The organism is Sporolactobacillus laevolacticus DSM 442 (genome assembly GCF_000497245.1).
Lineage (GTDB): Bacteria > Bacillota > Bacilli > Bacillales > Sporolactobacillaceae > Sporolactobacillus > Sporolactobacillus laevolacticus.
In genome coordinates, this window is sequence record NZ_AWTC01000009.1 from 14,099 (window position 1) to 36,593 (window position 22,495).

At 41.7% G+C, this 22,495-nt stretch carries 23 protein-coding genes; 15 read left to right on the forward strand and 8 right to left on the reverse strand.

Annotation, left to right across the window (positions count from 1 at the left end):
* Window positions 1-25: 25 nt before the first annotated feature.
* Window positions 26-445: a heavy-metal-associated domain-containing protein gene (locus P343_RS28670; protein ID WP_023510282.1), complete on the forward strand. Its 420-nt coding sequence runs from the start codon at window positions 26-28 to the stop codon at window positions 443-445.
* A gap of 386 nt (window positions 446-831) precedes the next feature.
* Here the strand turns inward: P343_RS28670 and gpmA are convergent, their stop codons facing one another.
* On the reverse strand, window positions 832-1,575 hold the full coding sequence (gene gpmA / locus P343_RS28675; protein WP_023510283.1) for a 2,3-diphosphoglycerate-dependent phosphoglycerate mutase: 744 nt from the start codon (window positions 1,573-1,575) through the stop codon (window positions 832-834).
* Between the two features lie 323 nt (window positions 1,576-1,898).
* Here gpmA and P343_RS28680 point away from each other — a divergent pair, with 323 nt between their 5' ends.
* The 4 genes from P343_RS28680 (at window position 1,899) to P343_RS28695 (ending at window position 6,395) form a co-directional block, all read left to right on the forward strand.
* Window positions 1,899-2,684: a threonine/serine exporter family protein gene (locus P343_RS28680; protein WP_023510284.1), complete on the forward strand. Its 786-nt coding sequence runs from the start codon at window positions 1,899-1,901 to the stop codon at window positions 2,682-2,684.
* Window positions 2,685-2,696: 12 nt separating this feature from the next.
* Complete coding sequence (locus tag P343_RS28685) at window positions 2,697-3,185, forward strand: threonine/serine exporter family protein (protein ID WP_023510285.1); 489 nt, start codon at window positions 2,697-2,699, stop codon at window positions 3,183-3,185.
* Between the two features lie 123 nt (window positions 3,186-3,308).
* Window positions 3,309-4,001, forward strand: a complete 693-nt coding sequence (locus P343_RS28690) for an SGNH/GDSL hydrolase family protein (RefSeq protein ID WP_422784811.1) — start codon at window positions 3,309-3,311, stop codon at window positions 3,999-4,001.
* Between the two features lie 795 nt (window positions 4,002-4,796).
* Window positions 4,797-6,395 carry an APC family permease gene (locus P343_RS28695; protein ID WP_023510287.1) on the forward strand — a complete coding sequence of 533 codons (1,599 nt, stop codon included), beginning with the start codon at window positions 4,797-4,799 and terminating at the stop codon, window positions 6,393-6,395.
* A 367-nt stretch (window positions 6,396-6,762) separates the two neighbouring features.
* On the opposite strand, the gene P343_RS28700 is transcribed toward P343_RS28695, so the two are convergent.
* Entirely contained in the window at window positions 6,763-8,865 is a 2,103-nt protein-coding gene (locus P343_RS28700; protein WP_023510288.1) for a DNA topoisomerase III, read from the reverse strand.
* A gap of 486 nt (window positions 8,866-9,351) precedes the next feature.
* Here P343_RS28700 and P343_RS28705 point away from each other — a divergent pair, with 486 nt between their 5' ends.
* The 4 genes from P343_RS28705 to P343_RS28720 all read left to right on the forward strand — a co-directional run bounded on the left by P343_RS28705 (window position 9,352) and on the right by P343_RS28720 (window position 14,187).
* Window positions 9,352-11,109, forward strand: coding sequence for an ABC transporter transmembrane domain-containing protein (locus tag P343_RS28705; RefSeq protein WP_023510289.1), 1,758 nt, complete (start codon window positions 9,352-9,354; stop codon window positions 11,107-11,109).
* Window positions 11,106-12,899, forward strand: a complete 1,794-nt coding sequence (locus P343_RS28710) for an ABC transporter ATP-binding protein (protein WP_023510290.1) — start codon at window positions 11,106-11,108, stop codon at window positions 12,897-12,899. Before P343_RS28705 ends, P343_RS28710 begins: the two co-directional genes overlap by 4 nt.
* 177 nt (window positions 12,900-13,076) lie before the next feature.
* Complete coding sequence (locus tag P343_RS28715) at window positions 13,077-13,388, forward strand: hypothetical protein (protein WP_023510291.1); 312 nt, start codon at window positions 13,077-13,079, stop codon at window positions 13,386-13,388.
* Between the two features lie 355 nt (window positions 13,389-13,743).
* Window positions 13,744-14,187: a hypothetical protein gene (locus tag P343_RS28720; RefSeq protein ID WP_023510292.1), complete on the forward strand. Its 444-nt coding sequence runs from the start codon at window positions 13,744-13,746 to the stop codon at window positions 14,185-14,187.
* A 201-nt stretch (window positions 14,188-14,388) separates the two neighbouring features.
* Here the strand turns inward: P343_RS28720 and P343_RS28725 are convergent, their stop codons facing one another.
* Window positions 14,389-15,519 carry a mechanosensitive ion channel family protein gene (locus P343_RS28725; protein ID WP_023510293.1) on the reverse strand — a complete coding sequence of 377 codons (1,131 nt, stop codon included), beginning with the start codon at window positions 15,517-15,519 and terminating at the stop codon, window positions 14,389-14,391.
* Between the two features lie 152 nt (window positions 15,520-15,671).
* On the opposite strand from P343_RS28725, the gene P343_RS28730 reads away from it, so the two are divergent.
* The 5 genes from P343_RS28730 to P343_RS37185 all read left to right on the forward strand — a co-directional run bounded on the left by P343_RS28730 (window position 15,672) and on the right by P343_RS37185 (window position 18,510).
* Window positions 15,672-16,046, forward strand: a complete 375-nt coding sequence (locus P343_RS28730) for a GntR family transcriptional regulator (RefSeq protein WP_023510294.1) — start codon at window positions 15,672-15,674, stop codon at window positions 16,044-16,046.
* Window positions 16,047-16,051: 5 nt separating this feature from the next.
* Complete coding sequence (locus tag P343_RS28735) at window positions 16,052-16,918, forward strand: ABC transporter ATP-binding protein (RefSeq protein ID WP_023510295.1); 867 nt, start codon at window positions 16,052-16,054, stop codon at window positions 16,916-16,918.
* Between the two features lie 27 nt (window positions 16,919-16,945).
* Complete coding sequence (locus P343_RS28740) at window positions 16,946-17,587, forward strand: ABC-2 transporter permease (RefSeq protein ID WP_023510296.1); 642 nt, start codon at window positions 16,946-16,948, stop codon at window positions 17,585-17,587.
* Window positions 17,563-18,270: an ABC-2 transporter permease gene (locus tag P343_RS28745; protein ID WP_023510297.1), complete on the forward strand. Its 708-nt coding sequence runs from the start codon at window positions 17,563-17,565 to the stop codon at window positions 18,268-18,270. The genes P343_RS28740 and P343_RS28745 overlap by 25 nt, the downstream gene beginning before the upstream one ends.
* 81 nt (window positions 18,271-18,351) lie before the next feature.
* Window positions 18,352-18,510 carry a hypothetical protein gene (locus tag P343_RS37185; protein ID WP_023510298.1) on the forward strand — a complete coding sequence of 53 codons (159 nt, stop codon included), beginning with the start codon at window positions 18,352-18,354 and terminating at the stop codon, window positions 18,508-18,510.
* 68 nt (window positions 18,511-18,578) lie between these two features.
* On the opposite strand, the gene P343_RS28750 is transcribed toward P343_RS37185, so the two are convergent.
* From P343_RS28750 to P343_RS28765, 5 genes are all read right to left on the reverse strand, one after another.
* Complete coding sequence (locus tag P343_RS28750; protein WP_023510299.1) at window positions 18,579-19,004, reverse strand: VOC family protein; 426 nt, start codon at window positions 19,002-19,004, stop codon at window positions 18,579-18,581.
* A gap of 146 nt (window positions 19,005-19,150) precedes the next feature.
* Window positions 19,151-19,291 (reverse strand): hypothetical protein, encoded by a 141-nt coding sequence (locus P343_RS37190; protein WP_168371028.1) that lies wholly within the window; start codon window positions 19,289-19,291, stop codon window positions 19,151-19,153.
* Window positions 19,281-19,496: a YrdB family protein gene (locus tag P343_RS28755; RefSeq protein WP_051384753.1), complete on the reverse strand. Its 216-nt coding sequence runs from the start codon at window positions 19,494-19,496 to the stop codon at window positions 19,281-19,283. Before P343_RS28755 ends, P343_RS37190 begins: the two co-directional genes overlap by 11 nt.
* Before the next feature lie 17 nt (window positions 19,497-19,513).
* Window positions 19,514-20,188 carry an MBL fold metallo-hydrolase gene (locus tag P343_RS28760; RefSeq protein ID WP_023510300.1) on the reverse strand — a complete coding sequence of 225 codons (675 nt, stop codon included), beginning with the start codon at window positions 20,186-20,188 and terminating at the stop codon, window positions 19,514-19,516.
* A gap of 6 nt (window positions 20,189-20,194) precedes the next feature.
* Window positions 20,195-20,824 (reverse strand): TetR/AcrR family transcriptional regulator, encoded by a 630-nt coding sequence (locus P343_RS28765; protein WP_023510301.1) that lies wholly within the window; start codon window positions 20,822-20,824, stop codon window positions 20,195-20,197.
* A gap of 247 nt (window positions 20,825-21,071) precedes the next feature.
* On the opposite strand from P343_RS28765, the gene lpdA reads away from it, so the two are divergent.
* Window positions 21,072-22,490: a dihydrolipoyl dehydrogenase gene (gene lpdA, locus P343_RS28770; protein ID WP_023510302.1), complete on the forward strand. Its 1,419-nt coding sequence runs from the start codon at window positions 21,072-21,074 to the stop codon at window positions 22,488-22,490.
* Window positions 22,491-22,495 lie beyond the last annotated feature (5 nt).

Sequence of the window (22,495 nt, forward strand, 5' to 3'; positions counted from 1 at the left end):
GAGTAAGAAGAAAGGATCTGTGAACATGGCGACAGTGTTTATTTGTGCAATCCTTATTATATTGAGTTTTCTGGCGCTTCGCAGCACGCGTAAAAGATTAAAATCCGGATGCTGTGGTATCGATGAGAAAACTGTAAGAAAAATCAAAGTACATGATCGAAATCTAAATCACTATCCTTTTGAAACCGTCTTAGAAATTGATGGGATGACCTGCAAAAATTGTGCCATACACATTGAAAATAAACTGAATTCTGTGCCGGGGGTGTATGCGAAAGTGAATCCGGATAAAAGAGAGGCGGTTGTGCATATGCAACAGAACCTGCTTGAAGACGTTCTATTTGATGCAGTTTCGGCAGCAGGCTACACCGTCATGAAAATCAGTGGCAAAAATCAGACTGCAGAGCGTATACCGCACAACAATTCAGTACAGTCTCACAAAGTATGAAGGCACTTATCGAATGAGTAGACGCGCTCTATAGCTCTGGTTCAGATCATTTGGATTGGTCAATAATGTGGAAAATAAAAAATGATAGCCTTTACATTTATGAAGAAAGGGTTTACAATATCAATGTTATGAGTTGTTAAATGCCCATCATAATACTTTGCACCTTGCATGGTTACCCAGTTATATTGATATGGATTAATAAAATCTTGGGTTAGCCGGATTGCCCATCACGGCTGTAAATGTGAACAACATTTGTTTGAGATTTTATTCGCTATCAAATCCATAATCGGTCTCCTGAGATTCGGGGGATCTTTTTTTAACACCTTCAGATAAAAATAATTAAAGGCAAAAAAAACACTCCGTTGGAGTGTTTTTTTACAGCATCCTTATTTTGTTTCTGCTGAAGGAAGCACTTCTTTATCGCTTGGGCCGTCTGCAGTCAGATAGTAGCGATTGAGCGGCTTAAGATCGTCGTCCAATTCATAAACAAGCGGTGTGCCTGTAGGAATGTTCAAGCCAACGATGGTATCTGCATCGACATTGTCAAGGTGCTTAACAAGGGCGCGAAGTGAGTTGCCGTGAGCGGCGATGATCACTTTTTTGCCTGCCTTGATTTGCGGTGCAATCTCGTTATTCCAGTAAACGAGTACGCGATCAACTGTGTCCAGAAGATCTTCAGTTAATGGCTGTTCGGATTCTGGAAGATTCGCGTATCTTGGGTCGTTCAACTGAGCAACGAAGCGTTCGTCGTCTTTTTCAAGAGCCGGCGGCTTAATGTCAGCAGAACGTCTCCAGATATGTACCTGTTCAGCACCATATTTTTCAGCGGTTTTTGCTTTGTTCAGACCTTGAAGAGCACCGTAGTGACGTTCATTCAGACGCCATGAGTGTTCAACAGGAATCCAGGTCAGGTTTAGGGCATGAAGAACATTCCAAAGTGTGTGGTTAGCTCTTGTAAGTACAGAAGTATAGGCTTGGTCGAAAGTAAAGCCGTTCTTCTTCAGGATTTCTCCAGCTTCTGTAGCTTCTGCTTCGCCTTGTTCCGTTAAGTCTACATCAGTCCAGCCGGTAAACCGGTTTTCAAGGTTCCAAGCACTTTGACCGTGCCTAATCAATACGAGTTTGACCATTAGTGTAAAACACTCCTCTCAAATTTGAAAACAAATCGATAGTCCCAATGTCTGCCCAATCAACATTTCTGGACGAAAAACATGTCACATTTTTCTGCTGATGAACATGCATTAAAAGTATCGACGTGATGAAGCCATTTTACTCAAATCACTTGCGTCAAGCGGCATAGAATGACGAAACAGTGATTTTCACATCAATTAATTATAGCATGGTTTTGTTTGTTTGACATTTTCATCTTTTAAAACAATGTGAAAGTCTTGTTATAGATGAAGGCTCATATTATAATGAGCATACTCAAAAAAAGAGAGAGAAGTCGTGAAAAATGAATGGTTTCTTAAGCTCGTTTCAAACGAGAGGAAGCAGGGAAGGGTTTGTGCATGAAGTTGCGGCGGTTTGTGTTCTGACGGGGAAAATCTTACTTCAAAACGGAGCGGAAACATTTCGAGTTGAAGATACGATGAACCGAATCGCGAAAAGCTACGCGGTGCACGACGCGCAGAGTTTTGTGACACCGACAGGCATCATTTTTTCCATTGAGGATCATGATGTGACGCAGCTGGTGCGGATTAACCAGAGAGGGACAAACTTACGTAAGGTGACGCAGGTTAACACTTTATCAAGAAGAGTTGCTTTAGGAGAAGTCTCCATTAAAGAATTGCATCGTCTGTTGCGCCAGATCGATCATTCTGAGGTAGCCTACTCAAATAGTCTGCAGATTTTGGCTGCTGCAATAGCGAGCAGCTGTTTTTTGCTGATGTTTCTCGGACAATTGCAGGATTTGCTGCCTGCTTTTCTTGCCGGAGGAGCGGGACAGGCGGGAATGATTTATTTCCACAAACTGGCAAAGGTAAAATTCTTTTCGGAATTTATGTCGTCGATCATCATCGGCCTGATTGCATTATTCAGTGTAAAACTAGGAATAGGTTTAGAGATGAATAAAATCATCATCGGTGCTGTGATGCCTCTTGTTCCTGGTGTTCCAATTACGAATGCAGTTCGCGATATTATGTCAGGTGACTTAGTAGCAGGACTCTCAAAAAGCGCAGAAGCGGGGCTCACTGCCTTTGCAATTGGTATTGGTGTAACCTCTGCCATTATGCTTGGTTGAGGTGGATAAGGGATGCATCTATTCATTGTCATCACCATTCAGGCTGTCACTAGTTATTTGGCAACTTGCGCCTTTGGAATTATCTTTAATATACCGATGAAACCACTGTTGCATGGCGGTCTCATCGGTATGATTGCTTGGCTGATCTATTTTTTTCTGTTCCAATACAGTGGAAATGATTTTGCAGCTACTTTTGCAGCATCACTTGTCATCGCAATCATGAGTCAGATTTTTGCAAGAGTATGCAAAAACCCAGTGATTTTGTACAGTGTTTCAGGGATCATTCCTCTTGTTCCTGGAGGATTAACTTATTCGGTTATGAGTAGGGCAGTTGATAATCATTTCGATGTTGCTATTTATTTTGCAGAAAAGGCCTTTGTGCTTTCTGGGGCAATTGCAATGGGATTAATCTTTGCAGAAGTGCTTTATCAGATTTTCGAGAAAATGAAGCACAAATCATCAAGAAAAATCACAACCAACCTTTTCTTTTCAAAAAAGTGAATCATTTCTCATGATTTACTGTAAAATCCGCCGCTGATTTGTTAGTATGTAGGCAAGTAAAACTATGCCGAATGTTCGAATATGTGTTGATTCGGCAATTTTAAGAGGTGAGCGGTTTTGAAAATGATCTGCTTTGGTGACAGTGTAACGCGAGGCATTACATTCGTACGAGGACGATTCAAGATTATTAGAGAAAATTATCCTGCACTATTGCAGCGTTTCCTTGGTGACGAGGATGAGGTCGTTAATAAAGGCGTTTTCAATGATAACTCCGATTTACTCGTAAAAAGATTAGATCGCGATGTTCTCGACCAGCACCCCGATCTTGTTTTGATAAATATCGGAGGAAACGATTGTAATTTTCCTTGGGATCAAGTGGCAAAGCTTCCCGACTCAGAGCATATACCGATCGTACCTCTCGACCGTTATTTGGCAAATGTTTCGGAAATGATTCGTCGGATTTCTGCTTCAGGTGCTGTTCCTGTTATTTTGAGCCTGCTTCCACTTGATCCTGCGAGGTATTATCAATCACTGATGAAGCACTATAACCATTCCATCGGTCACTGGATCAGTATGTGCGGTGGGATTGAGCATTGGCATGGCATGTATAACCGCGCATTGAAAGATCTCTGCAGCAGAACCGGCGCGTCATTGATCGATGTGCGATCAGCGTTTAAGAAAAAAGGAAATTTTAGTGAATTGATCAACGAGGACGGTCTGCATCCGACCGCGAAGGGTTATCAAGCGCTTGCCGAAATCGTGTTATCTTGCATACCCGATCTGAAAAAAACAGTTCAACAAATGCATACCGTATAATAAATAAAGCTTGAAAGCGCAGTGTGACCCAATTGTTGTTCTGTTCAATAATTATTAAACTGATGAAAATACCCCCATTGAGTAATCTATTCAAGGGGGTATTATTTTTAATTAATTTGGAAATAGGTGGATCAGGTTAAATCAAAAAATTAGATTCTAATGTGCGACATTGATCGGTTTTTTTCGCGATTCTTTCGGTTTAATTATCCTTTTAATCTTCTCTTGCTGTCGAAATTTTTTTGAAGAATTGTGAAGAAATCGTTATAATGTAAATCATAACTTAAAAAGCGCGCGGAAATTTAGGCTTTTTCAATCCTATGATGAGATCAATTAAGGTTAAATTTTCTCTATGATGAACTAAAGTATCGCACGACATGAAGGTTATTAGAAGATCTATCGTTACATAACGATATTTCTTCTTTTACCCTTCTAGTGCGTTAGGATTCGTGAATATCAGGAAAGGACTTTAAAAATTTGTATTTAGGGTGTGTCTATTTTAAAAAGAACATGGGGAAGTTCAGATTCCATTTTGGCTATTTATGCAGTGATAACTAATGAACCTTGTTTTTTAGTTTGATTTGATTGTGAAAAAGATCACTTTTTTGCTACCGTCTTCTACTGAAACTGAACCGGTTAGAGAGACACTTTTGATCTCAGACGAGTCCGTTTTTGCCTAAGTTTATGAACATGTTGAACAAAGGTAATAGAGGCCTTTTTTGTTTTTTTAGATATAGATTGAAAAACTAAATATTTTTGGCGCAAATAGATATAAGAAAACAGAAGGTGTGAAGAACAATGAAAAATAAAATGCGCCGTGAAATGCGTACTTTTTCCTTAACCATGACTGGACTAGGCTCGATCATCGGTTCCGGTTGGCTTTTTGGTTCATGGAAAGCCGCAAGTGTGGCAGGACCGGCAGCGATCTACTCATGGGTTATTGGCATGGTTTTGATTCTTTTAATCGGACTCACTTTTGCTGAATTAGGATCTTTGTTCCCGGCAACAGGCGGCATGGTCAGATATGGCCAATTTTCTCACGGATCATTAGTTGGATTTATTACTGGATGGGCGAACTGGATCGCCATTGTTTCCGTTATTCCAGTCGAAGCGGTTGCTTCTGCACAATATCTAAGCTCCTGGAAATTTGATTGGGCACATGGACTGTACAATGGTACTGAATTGACAGCAACAGGTCTTTTTGTGGCGGGATTTCTCGTCTTCATTTATTTTTTAGTGAACTATTTTACAGTTCAATTATTTGCGAGAGTCAACTCAGCGATTACCGTCTTTAAGTTTATTATTCCTACCTGCGCAATAGTAGGTATTCTATTTGTAGGATTTCACGGTCAGAATTTTGTCGAAGTACAGCATGGAGGATTTATGCCAAACGGCTGGTCCGGTGTATTGACTGCAGTTGCAACTTCGGGTATTGTATTTGCGTTTAACGGCTTCCAAAGCCCGATTAACTTAGCAGGTGAAGCAAAAAATCCGGGACGTTCCATTCCGATTGCTGTTATAAGTTCGATACTTATTGCCGGAGTAATCTATGTTTTGTTACAAATCTCTTTTATTGGTGGCGTGACACCAGATATGCTGGCGCATGGCTGGTCACATCTCAACCTTAGTTCACCATTCGCAGATCTAGCTATGGCACTTGGATTGAACTGGCTTGTTCTGTTATTATTTGCTGACGCGTTTGTGTCACCATCCGGAACGGGTATGACGTATACAGCAACGACTGCACGCATGATTTACGGTATGGAAAGAAATGGGTATTTTCCTAAAGTGTTTGGCAAAGTGAATCGTGCATTTGGCGTTCCACGTGCAGCTATGTGGCTTAATCTTGGTGTCTCTTATCTATTCTTGTTCCTATTCCGTGGGTGGGGTTCGCTTGCAAGTGTTATTTCGGTAGCGACGCTTATCTCTTACGTTACAGGCCCAATCTGTGTCATGGTCTTCCGGCGTTTCGGTCAGGACATCAACAATCCGCTTCGCATTAAGGGGATGCATATTATTGCACCGCTTGCATTTATTGCCGGTTCCATGATCTATTATTGGGCGACTTGGCCCCTTACTGGAAAAGTAACGTTCATCGTTATCGTTGGGTTGCCTATTTACTTCTATTATCAGGCAAAAGCTCAATTCAAAGGGTTTGCTAAGGATTTCAAAGCCGGTGTCTGGCTGATGGCATATCTTGGATTTATGGTTATCATGTCCTGGATTGGAAGCAGTAAGTTTGGCGGTCAAGATATTATTCCGTTTGGTTATGACTTCCTAGTTATCGCTGTGTTCAGCTTTGTGTTCTATATTTGGGGTGTTAAGAGTGGCTGGCTGACGGAGCAATTAAAGATGCGCGAAGATACGATGCGACAGAACAATACTGAAAACGAATAAATATTGATGATCGAAGTATTTGTAAAACGACAACAGGCAACGTCTCCATATATCTGGAGATGCTGCCTGTTGTTTTTTTGTGCAGTTTTGATTATATAGGGGAGTCAAAAGTAAAAGATGACCTAGCTTTTTTCGCGAGCGGCGATTTGTTTTTCAAACTTCATTGTAAGGGCAATGTCATCAAGGCCGTTAAGCCAACATCTTTGTTTGGTAAGGATCGACGTTGGAAAAGCAGGTCTTTAGCATATAATATCCACCTTATCAGATCATTTGGAAAACCACATTTAATGATCTAGGTTTATTGCCCACTAAATTTTTTTAAAGTGAATGTTTCTCATGTCTAAATGGCTTAATGAAGCCGAGTTTTCTAGTCTTTATTTTTGTCCATTGCGGACTTCAACGCATCCGCCAGGCTGTTTCCTATTGGTTCGCTGCTGCTGTTTAGTTTATTCAGTAATCGGCGCGTTTCTCTTTTATCTGCTTTTTTCTTTGTCTGGTCCGCTTTTTCAATAATACCGCATGTTCGGCACTGGAAGTAGATACCTGCTTTTCCATGGTGCATCTCCATTTTCTTGTGACAGTGCGGGCAGCGTTTGTTTGAGAGTTTAGGATCTTTACGTTTTCGAAAGCCACACTCACGATTGATGCAGACGAGAACGCGGCCGCCATCGCGATCACGAACTTCCTTCATCGGGGATCCGCATTCGGGACACTTAGAACCAGTGAGATTTTGGATCTTATAGGATTGTTCGCTTTCTTTGACTTCGCGAACAAGTTGAATCGTTTGTTTGCGAATGTTCTCCATAAACTGTTTCGGATTCCCATGCCCTTTGGCGATTTCTTCCAGCTGGCGTTCCCACTGTGCTGTTAATTCAGGAGATTTGAGGTCTTGGTTCACTAAGTCAATCAGCTGTTTGCCTTTTCCAGTAGGACGCAGGTGTCCGCTTACACGATCAATAGATTCAGCTTGCAGCAGCTTCTCAATAATATCTGCACGAGTCGCGGGAGTACCCAACCCGTATTTTTCCATTTTCGTCAGCAGATCTGCTTCTGAATAACGTGCAGGCGGTTCTGTCATCTTCTCATCGAGTCGAACATTTTTGATCGGCAATTTCTGTCCTTTCTCCAAGTGTGTCCTGTTTGCCACACCTTTTTCTGAGGCAGAAGCAGTAAGCTGCTTAAAACCAGCCTCAATCTGTGTGCTTTTTTTGAGAATAAACGTTTCTCCATTGACGTTTAATTCAGCGCGCAGGCTTTGAAAGCTGTATTCGGGATAGAAAAGGGCAAGAAACCGGCGTACGATCATATCATAAAGCTGGCGCTCATCTTCGGATAAGTCACTCATGAACACCGGTTCTTCTGTAGGAATTAGTGCATGATGGTCACTGACTTTCGCATCATTGTAGACGTAAGCAGCCAGCACTTTGCCATTTTGCCGATGTAGGATCGGCCGTGTCACATCGCCATAAGCGGAAGATATCGCTTTAAGACGCTCAGGCATAGTGGAGGCAATGTCATGCGTGAGATAGCGTGAATCCGTGCGCGGGTAGGTGACGATTTTATAATGCTCATAGAGATTTTGAAGCACGTTCAATGTTTTTTTGGCAGAAAAACCGAATTTTCTATTGGCATCGCGCTGCAATTCAGTCAGATCATAGGGGAGCGGCTGCTTTTCATGCTTCGTTTTGACTGAGAGCGTTTGAACAATCGCATCCTGTCCGATTATCTTTGTTTTTATTGCTTCAGCTTCTTTAAGCGATGTGATCCTTGATTGATCTCCTCGCTGCCATGTTGCCAGTGAATCTCCCAGATCGATATGTAGCGTCCAGTACGGCTCAGGCCTGAATGCTTGGATTGCTTGTTCTCTATTCAGAATCATGGAAAGTGTCGGCGTTTGTACACGGCCGGCAGAAAGCGAATCGTTGTACTTTGTTGTCAGTGCCCGTGAAATATTTAATCCGATCAGCCAATCCGCCTCTGATCGACAGACTGCAGAATGATACAGTTTATCATAGTCCTTTGCCGGTTTTAACTGGTTAAATCCTGTACGAATTGCCTTATCTGTCTGTGATGAGATCCACAGTCTTTTAATGGGTTTATGCCAGTTAATTTTTTCAATGATCCAACGGGCAACCAGTTCTCCTTCACGTCCTGCGTCAGTTGCGATAATCAATTCGCTGAGATCCTGACGCTTCGCAAGTTTCTGAATGGCCTGGAACTGTCCTCGAGTCTGTTTGATTGGCTTAATTTCCATTTGATCCGGAATGATTGGCAAGTCTTCAAGACGCCAGGTTTTGTATTTATTATCGTATTCCTCAGGCATCTTTAATTCGATCAGATGGCCGAGCGCCCAAGTGACGACATATCGATCGCCTTCAATAAATGAACGATTTGCATTTCGGCAGCCGAGCACACGCGCAATTTCGCGAGCGACACTTGGTTTTTCAGCCAAAACAAGTGATTTAGACATAACGGAATTCCTTTCTTTTCATGCTAGGATAGATACAGAACACTAATTATTATAGCGGACGGTATCAAAAATTTCAGTTGTGAGAATAAATATGGGTTCAGCGTGTTTCCTGTAAATGCATCGGATGACACGAAAATGAGTGAGGATTCGGAAAGAATTGATTTAAATTCTGATAAGATTCTTTCAATTCAGGGTTTACTTCAATTGGAAATAATTATATAATGGCTACATTGATTTCAAATAGGATGGAGGTGAACGTCATGAGAGTATCACATACAGCGGTTTTCGGAGTACGCAAGATGTTTGTTAACCCCGCCGGTGATCACCTGGCGTTCACCTCTTTTCCTCGGCATTTTTGACGATCTAACCGTCTGAAGTTTAGCGGTTTTTCATGTCTTTATAAGCCACTGGAGAAGAGCAATTCTGTTCTCCTGTGGCTTTTTTGTGCCGTAAAAAGAGTTGTTGTTTTAACAAGGAGGTAGTCGCGTGCGCATTTTTATTGATTTATGGTGGTTTTTTAAGCAGGAGCGGTTGAAATACTTTTTTGGGATTGTCTTTCTCATGCTTTCCAGCTTTATTTCCTTACTTCCGCCTTACGTTGTTGGAGTCATCGTGGATGACATCAGAACGAGAAGCTTATCATCATTTATTCTTGGCAAATGGATTTTGTTTTTAGTGATTATAGGCGTTGTTTATTATTGTACCGGTTATTTGTGGAGGCAGCTGATCTTCGGATCCTCAATTATTCTAGCAAATCAGCTGAGAAATGATTTATATAAGCATTTTACGAAGCTGTCACCAAACTTCTTTCAGAAAAGACGCATTGGAGACTTGATGGCGCATGCGACGAATGATATCAGCGCAGTTCAAAATGCGGCAGGCGAAGGAATTCTAACTCTTGTGGATTCCATGACGATGGGTGCCATGGTCATCGTAACGATGTCGGCATTTATAAGCTGGAAACTTACCTTAATCACGCTCTTACCGATGCCGATTATGGTTCTGCTGACCATGCACTATGGATCGCTTTTGCATAAACGTTTTGGGAAAGCGCAGGCTGCTTTTTCCGATCTGAATGACAAGGTTCAGGAAAATGTGTCGGGGGTCCGCGTAATCAAAGCGTTTGGCGAAGAAGATGCGCAGATCAATGTATTCCGAAAAGCTTCGAAGGATGTTGTGGATAAAAATATTGCTGTGGCGAAAGTGGATTCACTTTTTGATCCTACCATTACGTTTATTGTCGCTTTTTGCTATTTTCTTGCACTTATCTTTGGATCCAAGTATGTTGTCGAAGGCACGATGACGATTGGTAGCCTGACCAGTTTCACCTTGTACCTTGGACAGCTGGTTTGGCCAATGCTGGCGTTTGGCTTTCTGTTCAATATTGTTGAACGTGGAAGTGCGTCTTATGACCGAATTCGCCGGCTTCTTGCGGTCAAACCGGAAATCACAGATCTTGAGGGGGCATCGACTCAAGTACCAAGCGGTGCAATTGAATATAACATCAGTAATTTTCATTATCCGGAGAGTGGTTCAAATGTGTTATCAAACATTGATGTCACTATTGAACAGGGCCAAACGCTGGGCATCGTTGGAAAAACAGGAGCGGGCAAAACCACTTTGCTGCGTCTGATTCTGCGTGAATTTGATATCAAAGATGGCCAGATCCGCATTGGCGGAACTGCTATCCGTGATGTGACCATGGAAGCGTTGCGAAGCGCAATCGGTTATGTGCCGCAGGACCATATCTTGTTCTCAGCGACGATTGCTGAAAATATTGCATTTGCAAAGCCGGAGGCGACACAAGAAGAGGTTGAGCGTGTCGCAAAGCTTGCAAGCATCCATGAAGATATTCTCCATTTTAAAGAAGGGTATAAGACGGTTGTTGGTGAACGCGGGGTGACACTTTCCGGCGGACAGAAGCAGCGCATTTCCATTGCCAGGGCTTTGCTTGCCGATCCGGAGATACTGATCTTCGATGATTCGCTTTCTGCTGTCGACGCACGTACCGAGGTGTCAATTCTACAGGCGCTGAAACAGGAACGCCAGAACAAGACTACATTGATTTCTGCGCATCGCTTAAGTGCAGTTGAGCATGCCGATCTTATTATCGTACTTGATGAGGGGAAAATCATTGAACGAGGCACACACGAAGAATTGATTCAAAAGCATGGATGGTACGCTGAGATGTACGCGCATCAGCAGCTTGAATCGCTGGTTTCGGAAGGAGGAGGTAAGGCATGAACGAGGAACAGAATTTAACACATCTTTCCGGTAGCTACGTCATGAAAAGATTGCTGTCCTACCTGAAATATTTCAAGAGAAAGGTCGCAATCACTTTTATTGTTTTGCTGATCGCCACTGGGGCGGATGTGCTCGGTCCAATTGTTATGAAGGTGTTCATTGATAACTATTTGACACCACGTGTGTTCCCTGTACAGCCTCTTGTCTTTCTGGCAGTGTCATTCGTAGGCTTATATGCGATTTCGGCGCTATTTAATTATTACCAAGTGCTTTCTTTTCAAAAGATTGCTCTAAATATCATTCAGATCATGCGTGTCGAAGTTTTCGCTAAGGTTCAGCATTTAGGATTGCGCTTTTTTGATCAGACACCAGGTGGGAGCCTTGTTTCAAGAATTACAAACGATACGGAAACCATTAAAGATCTATATGTTACCGTGCTATCAACAATCGTCAACAGCACAATCATGATGATTGGCATCTTTGCAGGTATGTTTTTCCTTGATGTACGGCTAGCTCTGATCTGTTTTATTCTCATGCCTTTTCTTATCGTTCTAATGTGGGTATATCGTACACTCAGTTCTAAAATTTATCGCGTGACCCGGGTGAAGCTTAGTCAATTAAACGCAAAGTTAAATGAATCGCTTCAAGGCATGGCTATGATCCAGGCGATGAGGCAGGAAAAACGATTGAGAAATGAGTTTGGTCAAATCAATCATGATCATAAGACGGCGATGCTTAAGAGTGTACGGTTAAACAGCTTAATGCTTCGTTCCGCTGTTTATTCCGTTTATTTAATCGGCTTGATGATGATTCTAAGTTTCTTTGGCATTCAATCGTTTGATAATGTGGTGAAAATTGGTGTTTTATACGCGTTCATTAATTACCTTGATCGTTTCTTTGATCCGATTAACCAGATTATGCAACAATTGACCATTTTCCAACAAGCTATGGTATCAGCAGAACGTGTTTTTGGGCTCCTTGATGATGAACGGATGGCTCCGGTTCAACAGGGAGACTCAAGTCCAGCTGTAAAAGAAGGTCGTGTGGAATTCCGTGACGTGACCTTCTCTTATGACGGTAAAACTGATGTGTTGAAGCATATTTCCTTTACTGCGAATCCTGGTGAAACGGTAGCGCTTGTCGGCCACACCGGGAGCGGGAAGAGCTCGATTATTAACCTACTGATGCGTTTTTATCCGATTGAACGCGGCGGTGTCTTTATCGATGGTGAGCCACTCACCGGATTCTCTGATGATGAGCTGCGAAATCGAATCGGACTGGTGCTCCAGGACTCGTTCATGTTTGTCGGGGATGTCGCAGATAATATTCGGCTCAGTCATAATCAAATCACGGAAGAACAAGTAAAAGAAGCAGCTGAATTCGTTCAGGCAGACAAGTTTATAGAAAAATTGCCGAACCAATACCATGAGCCAGTTGGCGAACGAGGCGCTACGTTCTCAAGTGGGCAACGTCAATTGCTTTCATTTGCTCGAACAATGGCACAAAATCCAAAGATCCTTGTCCTTGATGAAGCCACAGCAAGCGTGGATACCGAGACCGAAGAAGCAATTCAACTTGCACTGTCCAAGATGAGAAGGGGACGGACAACGATCGCGATCGCTCACCGTTTATCCACCATTCAGGATGCAGATCAAATTCTTGTTTTGCATCGTGGAGAAATTGTTGAGCGCGGCACGCATCAAGAATTGTTACAAAAAGGCGGGTTGTATTTTAATATGTACCAGCTGCAGCATGGCAAGGGTCTAGAGAATGTGTCCGCTGCTAAGTGATCCATTCTTGAGCAGATCAAAATGAAGAGTCATTTAAGAAGGGGCTTGGGTAACCAGGCCCCTTTTTCAATTTTTTCGAACGTGTATGTTTATACTTCCGAAAGAGTGGGAGGATGACATATAATAAGAGTAGTGAAGGCGTGCCTAGAGAAATTGAGCAAGAGGTGATTTCTAACCATGGCAAAACAGATTGCATCCATCAAAGTTCCTTTAACATCTTCAGGCGGCTTAACCTTAAAACGAGCAATTCGATTATATGAAAGAATAAAAAAGTGCCGCTGCAAAGCTTACTTCTCCGATAACGGATCAACATTTCCGATTAAAAGTTTGCCACAGACGATTACTTTCTTATCCACTGTTAAAAAAAAGGAGATTTTGCTTGTTCTCGAAGGTGAGGACGCGATATCTCTGCATCAAAAAATCATGGAGAGCATTCAACTCGCGCAACAAAATGCCCGTGAAAATCCAGGGCTTTATCGGCATGGATGATTAGAACATGTCAAATTGATCTTACCGAACAAACCATTCAGAGGAAACAGGACACATAACGCTGTCCTGTTTTTTCAAATACAAAAATAGGCGGAAAATAGCGTACCCACTGATGCATCACATGGATGGGCCAAGCATAGAATGATTTCAGGTCATCGTTCTTCATAAGCTTTGATCGCGGACTTCCATAGGATGCGATGACTTAAATGTTGCTCAGGACATACTTCCACAGGAAGTTCCTGCGGTTTAGTGAAAGGCCCTTTTCTTATTAGCAGAAGTTCCTTTTTATCAATTGAATCCTTTTGACTTTTTCTCTGACTTTTCGAACACCCTCTTTAAACAAGGAGAGAACATTATGTTTCAACGTATTGCTGGAATCATCATTAGCTTAGCGGGTATCATAGCTGCTGTTATTCAATTGCTCTTTGGCGTTTTCTCTTATGTCGGCGCACGAGTTGATAGTACAACAGGCGGATACCTGCGGACTGAAAATGATCGTATTACCTCTGGCGGATCGCTCAACAGCCTATTATCCTTTGGCGGGCATGCCTTTATTGCAGGCATCCTCTGTTGTGTAGTATCGGCATTGGCACTATACCTTTTCTTAAAGAAAGGACAGCGGATACTGCCGGGTCTTTTATTTCTCCTTGCTGGCTGTTCCAATTGCTTGATTCTTTTTGGGGCAGGTCTTCCTGTCGGTATTATCATCGTGATTGCCGGTATTGTTGTAATTACTGGAAAACCTGATCCCCTGAATCACGGTCCATTGATTCAAAATAACAAACAAATGTCAGATTAAATGGTGAAAAACAAATCCGATACGGTGCTGCTTTTACCTCGTCACATAGATTAAACAAAACTTGCCATAAACAAAAAGAGAGTGCATCATCCCAATGAGCGCTCTCTTCTTATTTTTGGGTTCACAAGATAAACTGTTTCTTTAATTAACCATCATGCATCATTTCTGAAACTAAGAGCGAACATTCACCTTATAGATGCGTTACCTGGACTGCTGCCTTTGAGATTCTTTCTGTTCTATGGCTGTATCTTCAGCCAAATCATCATCTAATGGTTGCCCTTGTGCTGGGACAACCATTAGAGAACGTGCTTTAGCGAGTTCAACACCTTCATCTTGAAGGATTTCCAGAACAGCATAGTTATATTTTTCTTTTTCCTTCATCCACTCCTCAAAATCAGTCGTTTTAACAAAGAAATCAATGATTAGATTCATACTGCCTGATGTGATTTTGTCCAAGTAGACATATTTGCGCTCCTCATAAACCTCGGAATCTGTAGCCAGCATTTGTCTAATTTTTCCAAGACATTGCTTGATTTGTTCATTCGTTGTATCTAGATCAAGAGGCAGGTTGAACGTCACTCGTCTTTTGTCCATTTTTGAGAGATTTGTAATTGGCTGGTTGGCAAGTGTGGAATTCGGTACGGTAACCAATGCCTGATCCAGGGTTCGAATTCGAGTCGATCTAAAATTAATATCTTCGACGATTCCCTCAATCGAACCTGTATGAATTAAATCACCTATCGTGAAAGGCGCATCGGTGATGATTACGAATCCGCCGAATAAATTGCTTAATGTGTCTTTTGCCGCCATCGCAATTGCGAGACCTCCAATTCCAAGGCCTGTAATTAACCCGGTTACGTGATAGTTCCATTGATCAAGAATCATCGCGATCGACATGACGACGACGATGAATTTCATGATCTTCGCTAGGAACGGGATAATAATTGTATTGAATTGAAGATCAAAACGGTCGCCCATTCGATTGAAGAAAATGCCGATTGCATCTGAGAAGATGTAGAACCCCCATCCTATTGAAAAAATCGCTGCTGATTTATATAAAAGGGTGATCATCGTTTTCCATTGATGCGGCATTGGCAGATAAAGTAATGCAAAATAAATGCCAGTAAACAGCAGAATGAAGGATACCGGTCGCCGGAACGCAGAGATCAGTGCATCATCAATCGGTGTGCTGCTGAATTTCGATAGACGAGTAATAAATGTTAGGAAGTACTTGGAGAACAGTTTCCGGGCCAGAAAAAAGACAATAAAAATTGTTGCAGCAATTAACCCGTCCATCCAAGTTATTTTTAGGATCCAGTTAAATTGTTCCACGGTTTTCACTCCGAAAATATTTTACTCCTATCATAGCATGGAAAGCATAGTCTGACTTCATTCAAAAACAGGAAAACATTTCAGCAGCTATTGAAACTTAAATCCAATTGTGTATAATGAATATATACAGTATAAACGATTGGATGTTGCTCATGGATATTATTCTTTTGAATACAGCCGATCAGCCGATATATCAGCAGATAAAAAGCCAGATGATCACTCAAATTTTGAATGGTCAGTTGCCAGAAGGCGAGAAATTGCCTTCCATTCGGGGCTTGGCTAAAGAACTGAAAATCAGTGTCATTACAACAAAAAGGGCTTATGAGGAACTTGAAAACGAAGGCTTTATTGATACGGTTCCCGGAAAAGGTTCATTTGTTTCATCACGCGATAGAGACATGTTGCGTGAACGGCAGCTTCAGGAAATTCAGGACAGGCTGAAGCTGATCGTTGAAGAAGGCAAGAAGTACGATATGAGCATGGACAAAATGATTCATTTGATCAAGAAGTGGTATGGGGAGGACTGACGGCAATGGAAAATATTCTAGAACTAAGACATGTGACGAAAACCTTTAAAGGATTCGCGCTTGAAGATGTTAGTTTTGAACTGAAAAAAGGGTTCATTATGGGATTTATCGGTCCGAACGGGGCAGGAAAAAGTACAACCATCCGCTGCCTAATGGATTTAATTCATGTTGATAGCGGCGAAGTTCTTTTTTTCGGCAAGAACTTTCAGGGAGATTGCACTGAATTAAAACAGAAAATTGGCTTTGTTTATGATCAGGATGTGTTTTTTCAGGACTTAACCGCTGAGAAAAATAAAAAAGTGATTGCTCCTTTTTATAAGAATTGGGATGATCAGAAATTTTACCGTTATATTAAGGAATTCGGCGTTCCGCTAAACAAAAAAATGAAGTCGTTGTCCAAAGGAACGAAGATGAAGTTTGCGCTTGCTGTGGCGCTTTCTCATCACGCAGAACTAATCATTATGGATGAACCGACCTCCGGATTAGACCCCGTTTTCAGAAGAGAGCTCCTGGATGTACTTCTCGATGTGATTCAAGACGAGAACAAAGCGATTTTCTTTTCAACCCATATTACAACGGATTTGGAGAAGGTCGCCGACTACATTACGTTTATTCTTGACGGGAAAATTGTTTTATCAAAAGAAAGGGAAGAGCTTTCAGAAATGTTTAGGATTGTTAAAGGACCGAAAACAATGGAATCTGATATCAAACAGGCACTCCCGATCGCTTATAAGGAAACATCATTCGGATTTGAAGCGTTCATGCGAGATGACGAAGCTAAAAAAATCTCAAATAAAACTGGCATCCATTTGGAGCGTCCAAATCTTGATGAAATTATGTATTACATGGTGAAATCACGCAGAAATGTTTAAGACTTCGCAAATGAAGGGGAGATCACTGTGCTACAGCTTATGATGAAAGATTTCCGTATTCAGAATAAAAAAATAGTGATTGTATTAGTGATTATGGCCATTTTTATGCAAATGTCGATAGAGCGAGATTCTTTTATCAAAGTAGGTATAATTTTGGCTCTGATTGCAAGCTTGATGAGCATAAATGCAAACTTCAATAGCCGCCAAACAAGTGACGGCGACCAACTGAATTTATTGCTCAGTCTGCCGATAAAACGGAAACAAATCATTGCAGCGACGTATTTGATGATTGGTGTCTGGTATTTGATTGGCTATATACTTTTTTGCATAACCGATCTGCTCACAACATTTATCATTCAAAGAAAAAGTAGTGTTGACAATCCTTTCATCGATGTTCGGACATTCGTGTTCGGTTTCTGTCTTACATTGATTCTATTATCAATCTACTACGTTTCTTACTATCGGTTTAATAATAAAAGTGTGCAGATGACGACTCAGTTCATATGGGCGTCATTAATGGCTCTTGTTCCTTGGATGAAACTTAATCCACATCTTGATTCTAATCAAATGTCTCTAGAGATTATTTTGCTTATTGCGGTACTCGTACTCGTCATCGTCCCAATAACTTACTGGCGTACGGTTCAATGTTTCGAAAAAAAGGACATTTAGATGCTTTAATCAAGAAAAAAGAAAAAGAGGTGCTTGTGATGTATCAATTGATCATGAAGGACATATTAACCCAGCGAAAAGTTGCGTTTATTGCTCCATTCTTTCTACTCTTTTATTTCTTAACTGTTGGCAAAGATGTTACCACATTAGTCAGCGTGCAATTCAGTTTAGGTATTGGGTTCATTGCCTATTTTATTATGATGTATTCGAATTTCAATACCAATGAAGGAGATACGACACAAAATCAGTTGCTTCTGAGTATGCCTGTTTCACGCAGAAGTGTTATTAACGCCAAATATCTAATGATTGCTGTTTGGTGGCTCTGCTCTTTTATGATTAGTTTTGTATTAATTACTGTATTAAACCTCGTGCAAAAAAATGGTGGGTTCGGATGGTTGTCCGCGCAAGCTATAGTCGGATCGTTATGTGTGACCTATTTGTTGTCTGCCTTCTTTTATCCGTTCTTATATAAATTTGGATATCGGGTTGCTTCATTCTTAGGTGTGGCTATCTTTTTTGCAATTCCTGCAAGTCTTGGTGCGGTTATGAGATCTAATCTTCCCATAGATCATTTTCAATTTGTTGCATCACACCCCATGTTTTCACTTATTGTTATAACGTTCGTTATTGTTACCGCTTCGTATGTTGTTTCACATAGTATTTTTCAAAAAAAAGAAATTTGATGTTAACTATATCCGAGCATTTCACAAGTTCATCAGCTTGAGAAGTGAATAGCGGAACTATTGATAAGGATGTGAGGCCTGTTGACTGACAGACAAAAGAAATACTATCATTATGCAATCGCTGTTTTGTTTGCTGCTATTGGTATCTGGCAAACGGTCGACAAGAATGGATTTGCATTTCTGTTCTACTTTTCTGCGATTTTCTTTCTAAGCAGTGCAATGAGGATGGAAAAAAAATAAGATCAAAAAAATATGAAAAAGCGGTTCGGGTGCCAAAGGTCACCGAACCGCTTTATAGCGTATAAAAATCACATCTTGCCTTCCGTGAAAATCTGGAACGTGATCCCGAATTTGTCAGTAACAATGCCGTAAGCGGGACTGAAAAAAGTATCCTGAAGCGGCATTTTTACTTGTCCGCCCTGGCTAAGTGATTCGAATATCTTCGTTGATTTTTCCTTGTCATCGGAAGTGATACAGATGGTAATCTGATCTCCCTGTTGGCTGGACTGGCCAGGGAAGTTATCGGAAAACATCAGATCGGAATCGCCGATTTTTACCATCGCATGAGATATAAGGCCTTTCGCTTCTTCTGGAAGTGGAAAATTCGGATCCGCAGGCATTTCTCCAAAAGTTTGTTTGAATGCGACTTTTGCTCCAAGTGCTTCTTCATAAAAGTTAATCGCTTCTTCTGTAGTACCGTTCATCATTAAATAGGGTGCTAATGACAATGCCATCGTTGATCCGCTCCTTCTGTTTTATGATTAGTTTTGCAAAATCACAATTAAATTATACGAAAAAGAACATATGTTTGCAATTAAAAATTACTTTTTTTGACACATTTTGAGTGACTCGTTCATTATTCGATTGTTACGGCACTTTGTTACTCAATAGACATTTTGAACGGTTCTGTAATGAAAAGAAGCAGAATTGCAGCGATGAAAAAATAGAGTGCGACTTGAGCATGCCCGGCAGCATGCAACGCCCATGCACTTATCGCGGACACCATCAGTTTAAGCAGCATTTTTAGGCAGATCAACCGGAAAAACAGCTCTAGGAGCAAGAAATAATCCCCAGATAACGGCGACAACTAGTGGTGTACCAATACCCAGCACTAATTTTAAGGGCATGCCCTTTGGTACATGGAACCCCCAATAACCAAGGGCTGCAAGAGCTGTTAGTTCCGATAAAAAGACAAGTGAAAGTATGAACAGCTTTAGACCAGTCATTTGCTTCACTCCTAAAATTAGGTTTCAGACTGATTAGTTTTTAAGTAGTCAGAAAGCTGATCGGTCGGGTGAAAGACCGATTGCCCATGGCAAACTTCAAGGCGGGCAGGTTTCAAACGATCAACGATTGCCGCGCTTCGTACGGCTTCGGCCATATCACCGGTAAACATCGCCATCGGACGCCGCAGCTTACCATTCTTGGACGTGAACAAGTCTCCTGAGAGCAGTACTTTGTCTTCCTCATGATAATACACAACATGGCCGGGTGAGTGACCGGGGGCAAAGTAGGGAGTAAGCCCGCTGATCTTTTCGAAGCGTCCCTGTTCGTCTTCGGATAGTGGATTGGCCAATCCTTTTGCCACAGATGCTTGCGCTTTTTTTCGCCGCGGGTAGGGAAGATCTCCCTCCATATAGGGCATTTCCTTTGCGTTTGCATAAACAGGAACTGGATCGTGTTCTAGTATTCTTTTGATGGCTCCGACATGATCACTGTGACCATGTGTCAAAACGATGTGCTGCAAAGGCCCGCAATCAAGTTTATCAATAAACGTCAGAATACCTTTAGCCATGCCGGGTATGCCGGCATCAACTAATGTGACGCCTTTTTGATCAACAACAACCCAAACGGTAATCGGGATCAGGACCCATGTCTGTAAACTCCAAATATGTTCTGAAATCTGTTTGACCTTCATCTCAATTCACTCCGATCTCAATTTTAGAATGAACCCTGCGAGTAAAACATCGAATGCCTCATTAAAAGTTGGTGTCAAACGCTCCATCAATACATCAAGAGGTTCTTCTGAATCCATGTATGTCCCGATGATTCCCCGAAGCATATAAGAAAATATACGTGAACTGCTAAGAAGGGCAGAGTCTTCAATAGTAGGCGGCAGGCAATCTTTTAGTGCCAGCTTAAGTAACTGAAAAATGTCAATGCGTAATTTGTTAATTTCTAGTTCGGGTTGCGGTTCATCGACTCGGACGGACTTTGTTTCAAAGAAAATTCGATGCATACTGCGATGTTTAAGACAAAAACGGACAAAAAGTATACAGATGGAATGCAGCTTTTGCTCCGATTGAACATTACCTGGAAGTAGGACTTCCTCCATTTGCTGTTTCAATGCTAATAATGGCGGTTCTGATAAAGCGTGAAGCAAGGCTTCCTTATCCTTAAAGTAGATATAAAGCGTTGTGTGGGAGCACCCTGCTTTTTTTGCGATTTCACGGATGGTGACTGATTGATAACCTTTCTGGGAGAAAAGCTTGGCCGCAGCCAATAAAATTTCTCTTTTTGTGGTTTCTGAGTGTTGATGGAACTTAGTTGGCATGAACTTATTATCCTTTCATCTTTAATAACCGTTGGTTATATTATAACCGATGGTTATATTGACTGCAAGAAATGGTGTCGGTGCATAAATCATTTGTATCTCATGGGGAACAGGAGTAAGATAGGTTGTAGACAAGTAAGTGAACATGTAATTTGACTGTCACTGTTTATGTAAAGTCATGATGAATGAAACTTTTTTGTTGTACAGAACGTAGTTTAGTCATGCAAGAATAAGGAGTGACTTTTTTATGGCCAATAATTATGACCTGGTCCTATTAGGTGGTGGAACAGGCGGTTATGTGGCAGCAATTCGTGCCAGCCAGCTTGGATTAAAAACAGCTATCGTTGAGAAAGACGCGCTAGGCGGAACATGCCTCCATAAAGGCTGTATACCGACAAAAGCATTGCTCAGAAGCGCAGAGGTGTACGACGAAGTAAAAAAGAGCGCCTCATTTGGAGTCGAAGTATCCGAAGTATCACTTCACTTCCAAAAGATACAGGAACGCAAGCAGGCCATCGTGGAAAAGCTGCATCATGGCATTCAGCAGCTGATGAAAAAAGGAAAAATAGATGTTTATAACGGGTTGGGACGTATGCTAGGCCCTTCCATTTTTTCACCGCTGCCCGGTTCTATTTCGGTAGAGTTTGCGGATGGAAGAGAAAATGAAATTTTAACCTCAAAAAATGTGATCATCGCGACGGGATCCAGACCGCGTTCTTTAAACGGACTTGAAATTGACGGAAAACTCGTGTTGACATCAGATGAAGCATTGCGTTTAGAGGAATGTCCGGCTTCCATTTTAATTGTCGGTGGCGGTGTCATTGGTGTTGAATGGGCGTCGATGCTGGCAGATTTCGGTGCCGATGTCACAATCGTTGAATACAGTGACCGAATTATTCCGACGGAAGACAAGACGTTATCGATCACTCTAGCAAGAAGCCTGAAGAAAAGAGGTATTAAGATCGTGACCTCTGCAAAAGTGCTTCCCGAAACGTTAAAGAAAGAGAACGGAATCACAATTGATGCAGAAATCGGCGATAAGCAGCAAACCTTCACTGCTGAGAAAATGCTTGTTTCTGTTGGTAGGTTGCCAAATACAGAAGATATAGGCTTAATTAATACATCGATTGAGACCGATCATGGTTTTATTAAGACAAATCCATTCGGTCAGACAAAAGAGTCACATATTTATGCAATCGGTGACGTGATTGGCGGATTGCAGCTTGCTCATGTCGCTTCTCATGAAGGAATTAAAGCGGTTGAGCACTTGGCAGGACTTCCGGTTGAACCGCTTCATCCCGAACTTGTGCCAAGATGTATTTACACGCGTCCCGAGGTTGCATCAATCGGATTATCAGAGGCTGAGGCGAAGAAAGAACATGTCGTCAAGGTCGGAAAAGTACCTTTTGGTGCGATCGGAAAGGCGCTTGTTTATGGAGAATCTGAAGGGTTTGCAAAAATTGTGGCAGATAAAACGACTAGCGATATTTTAGGTATTCATCTCTATGGACCCCATGCGACAGACTTGATTGGTGAAGCGGCGGTCGCAAAATTGCTTGATGCGACGCCATGGGAATTATCTGAAGCAATTCATCCGCATCCGACGCTGTCCGAGGTCATCGGAGAAGCCGCACTTGCGGTAGACGGGAGGGCGATTCATATATGATTAAA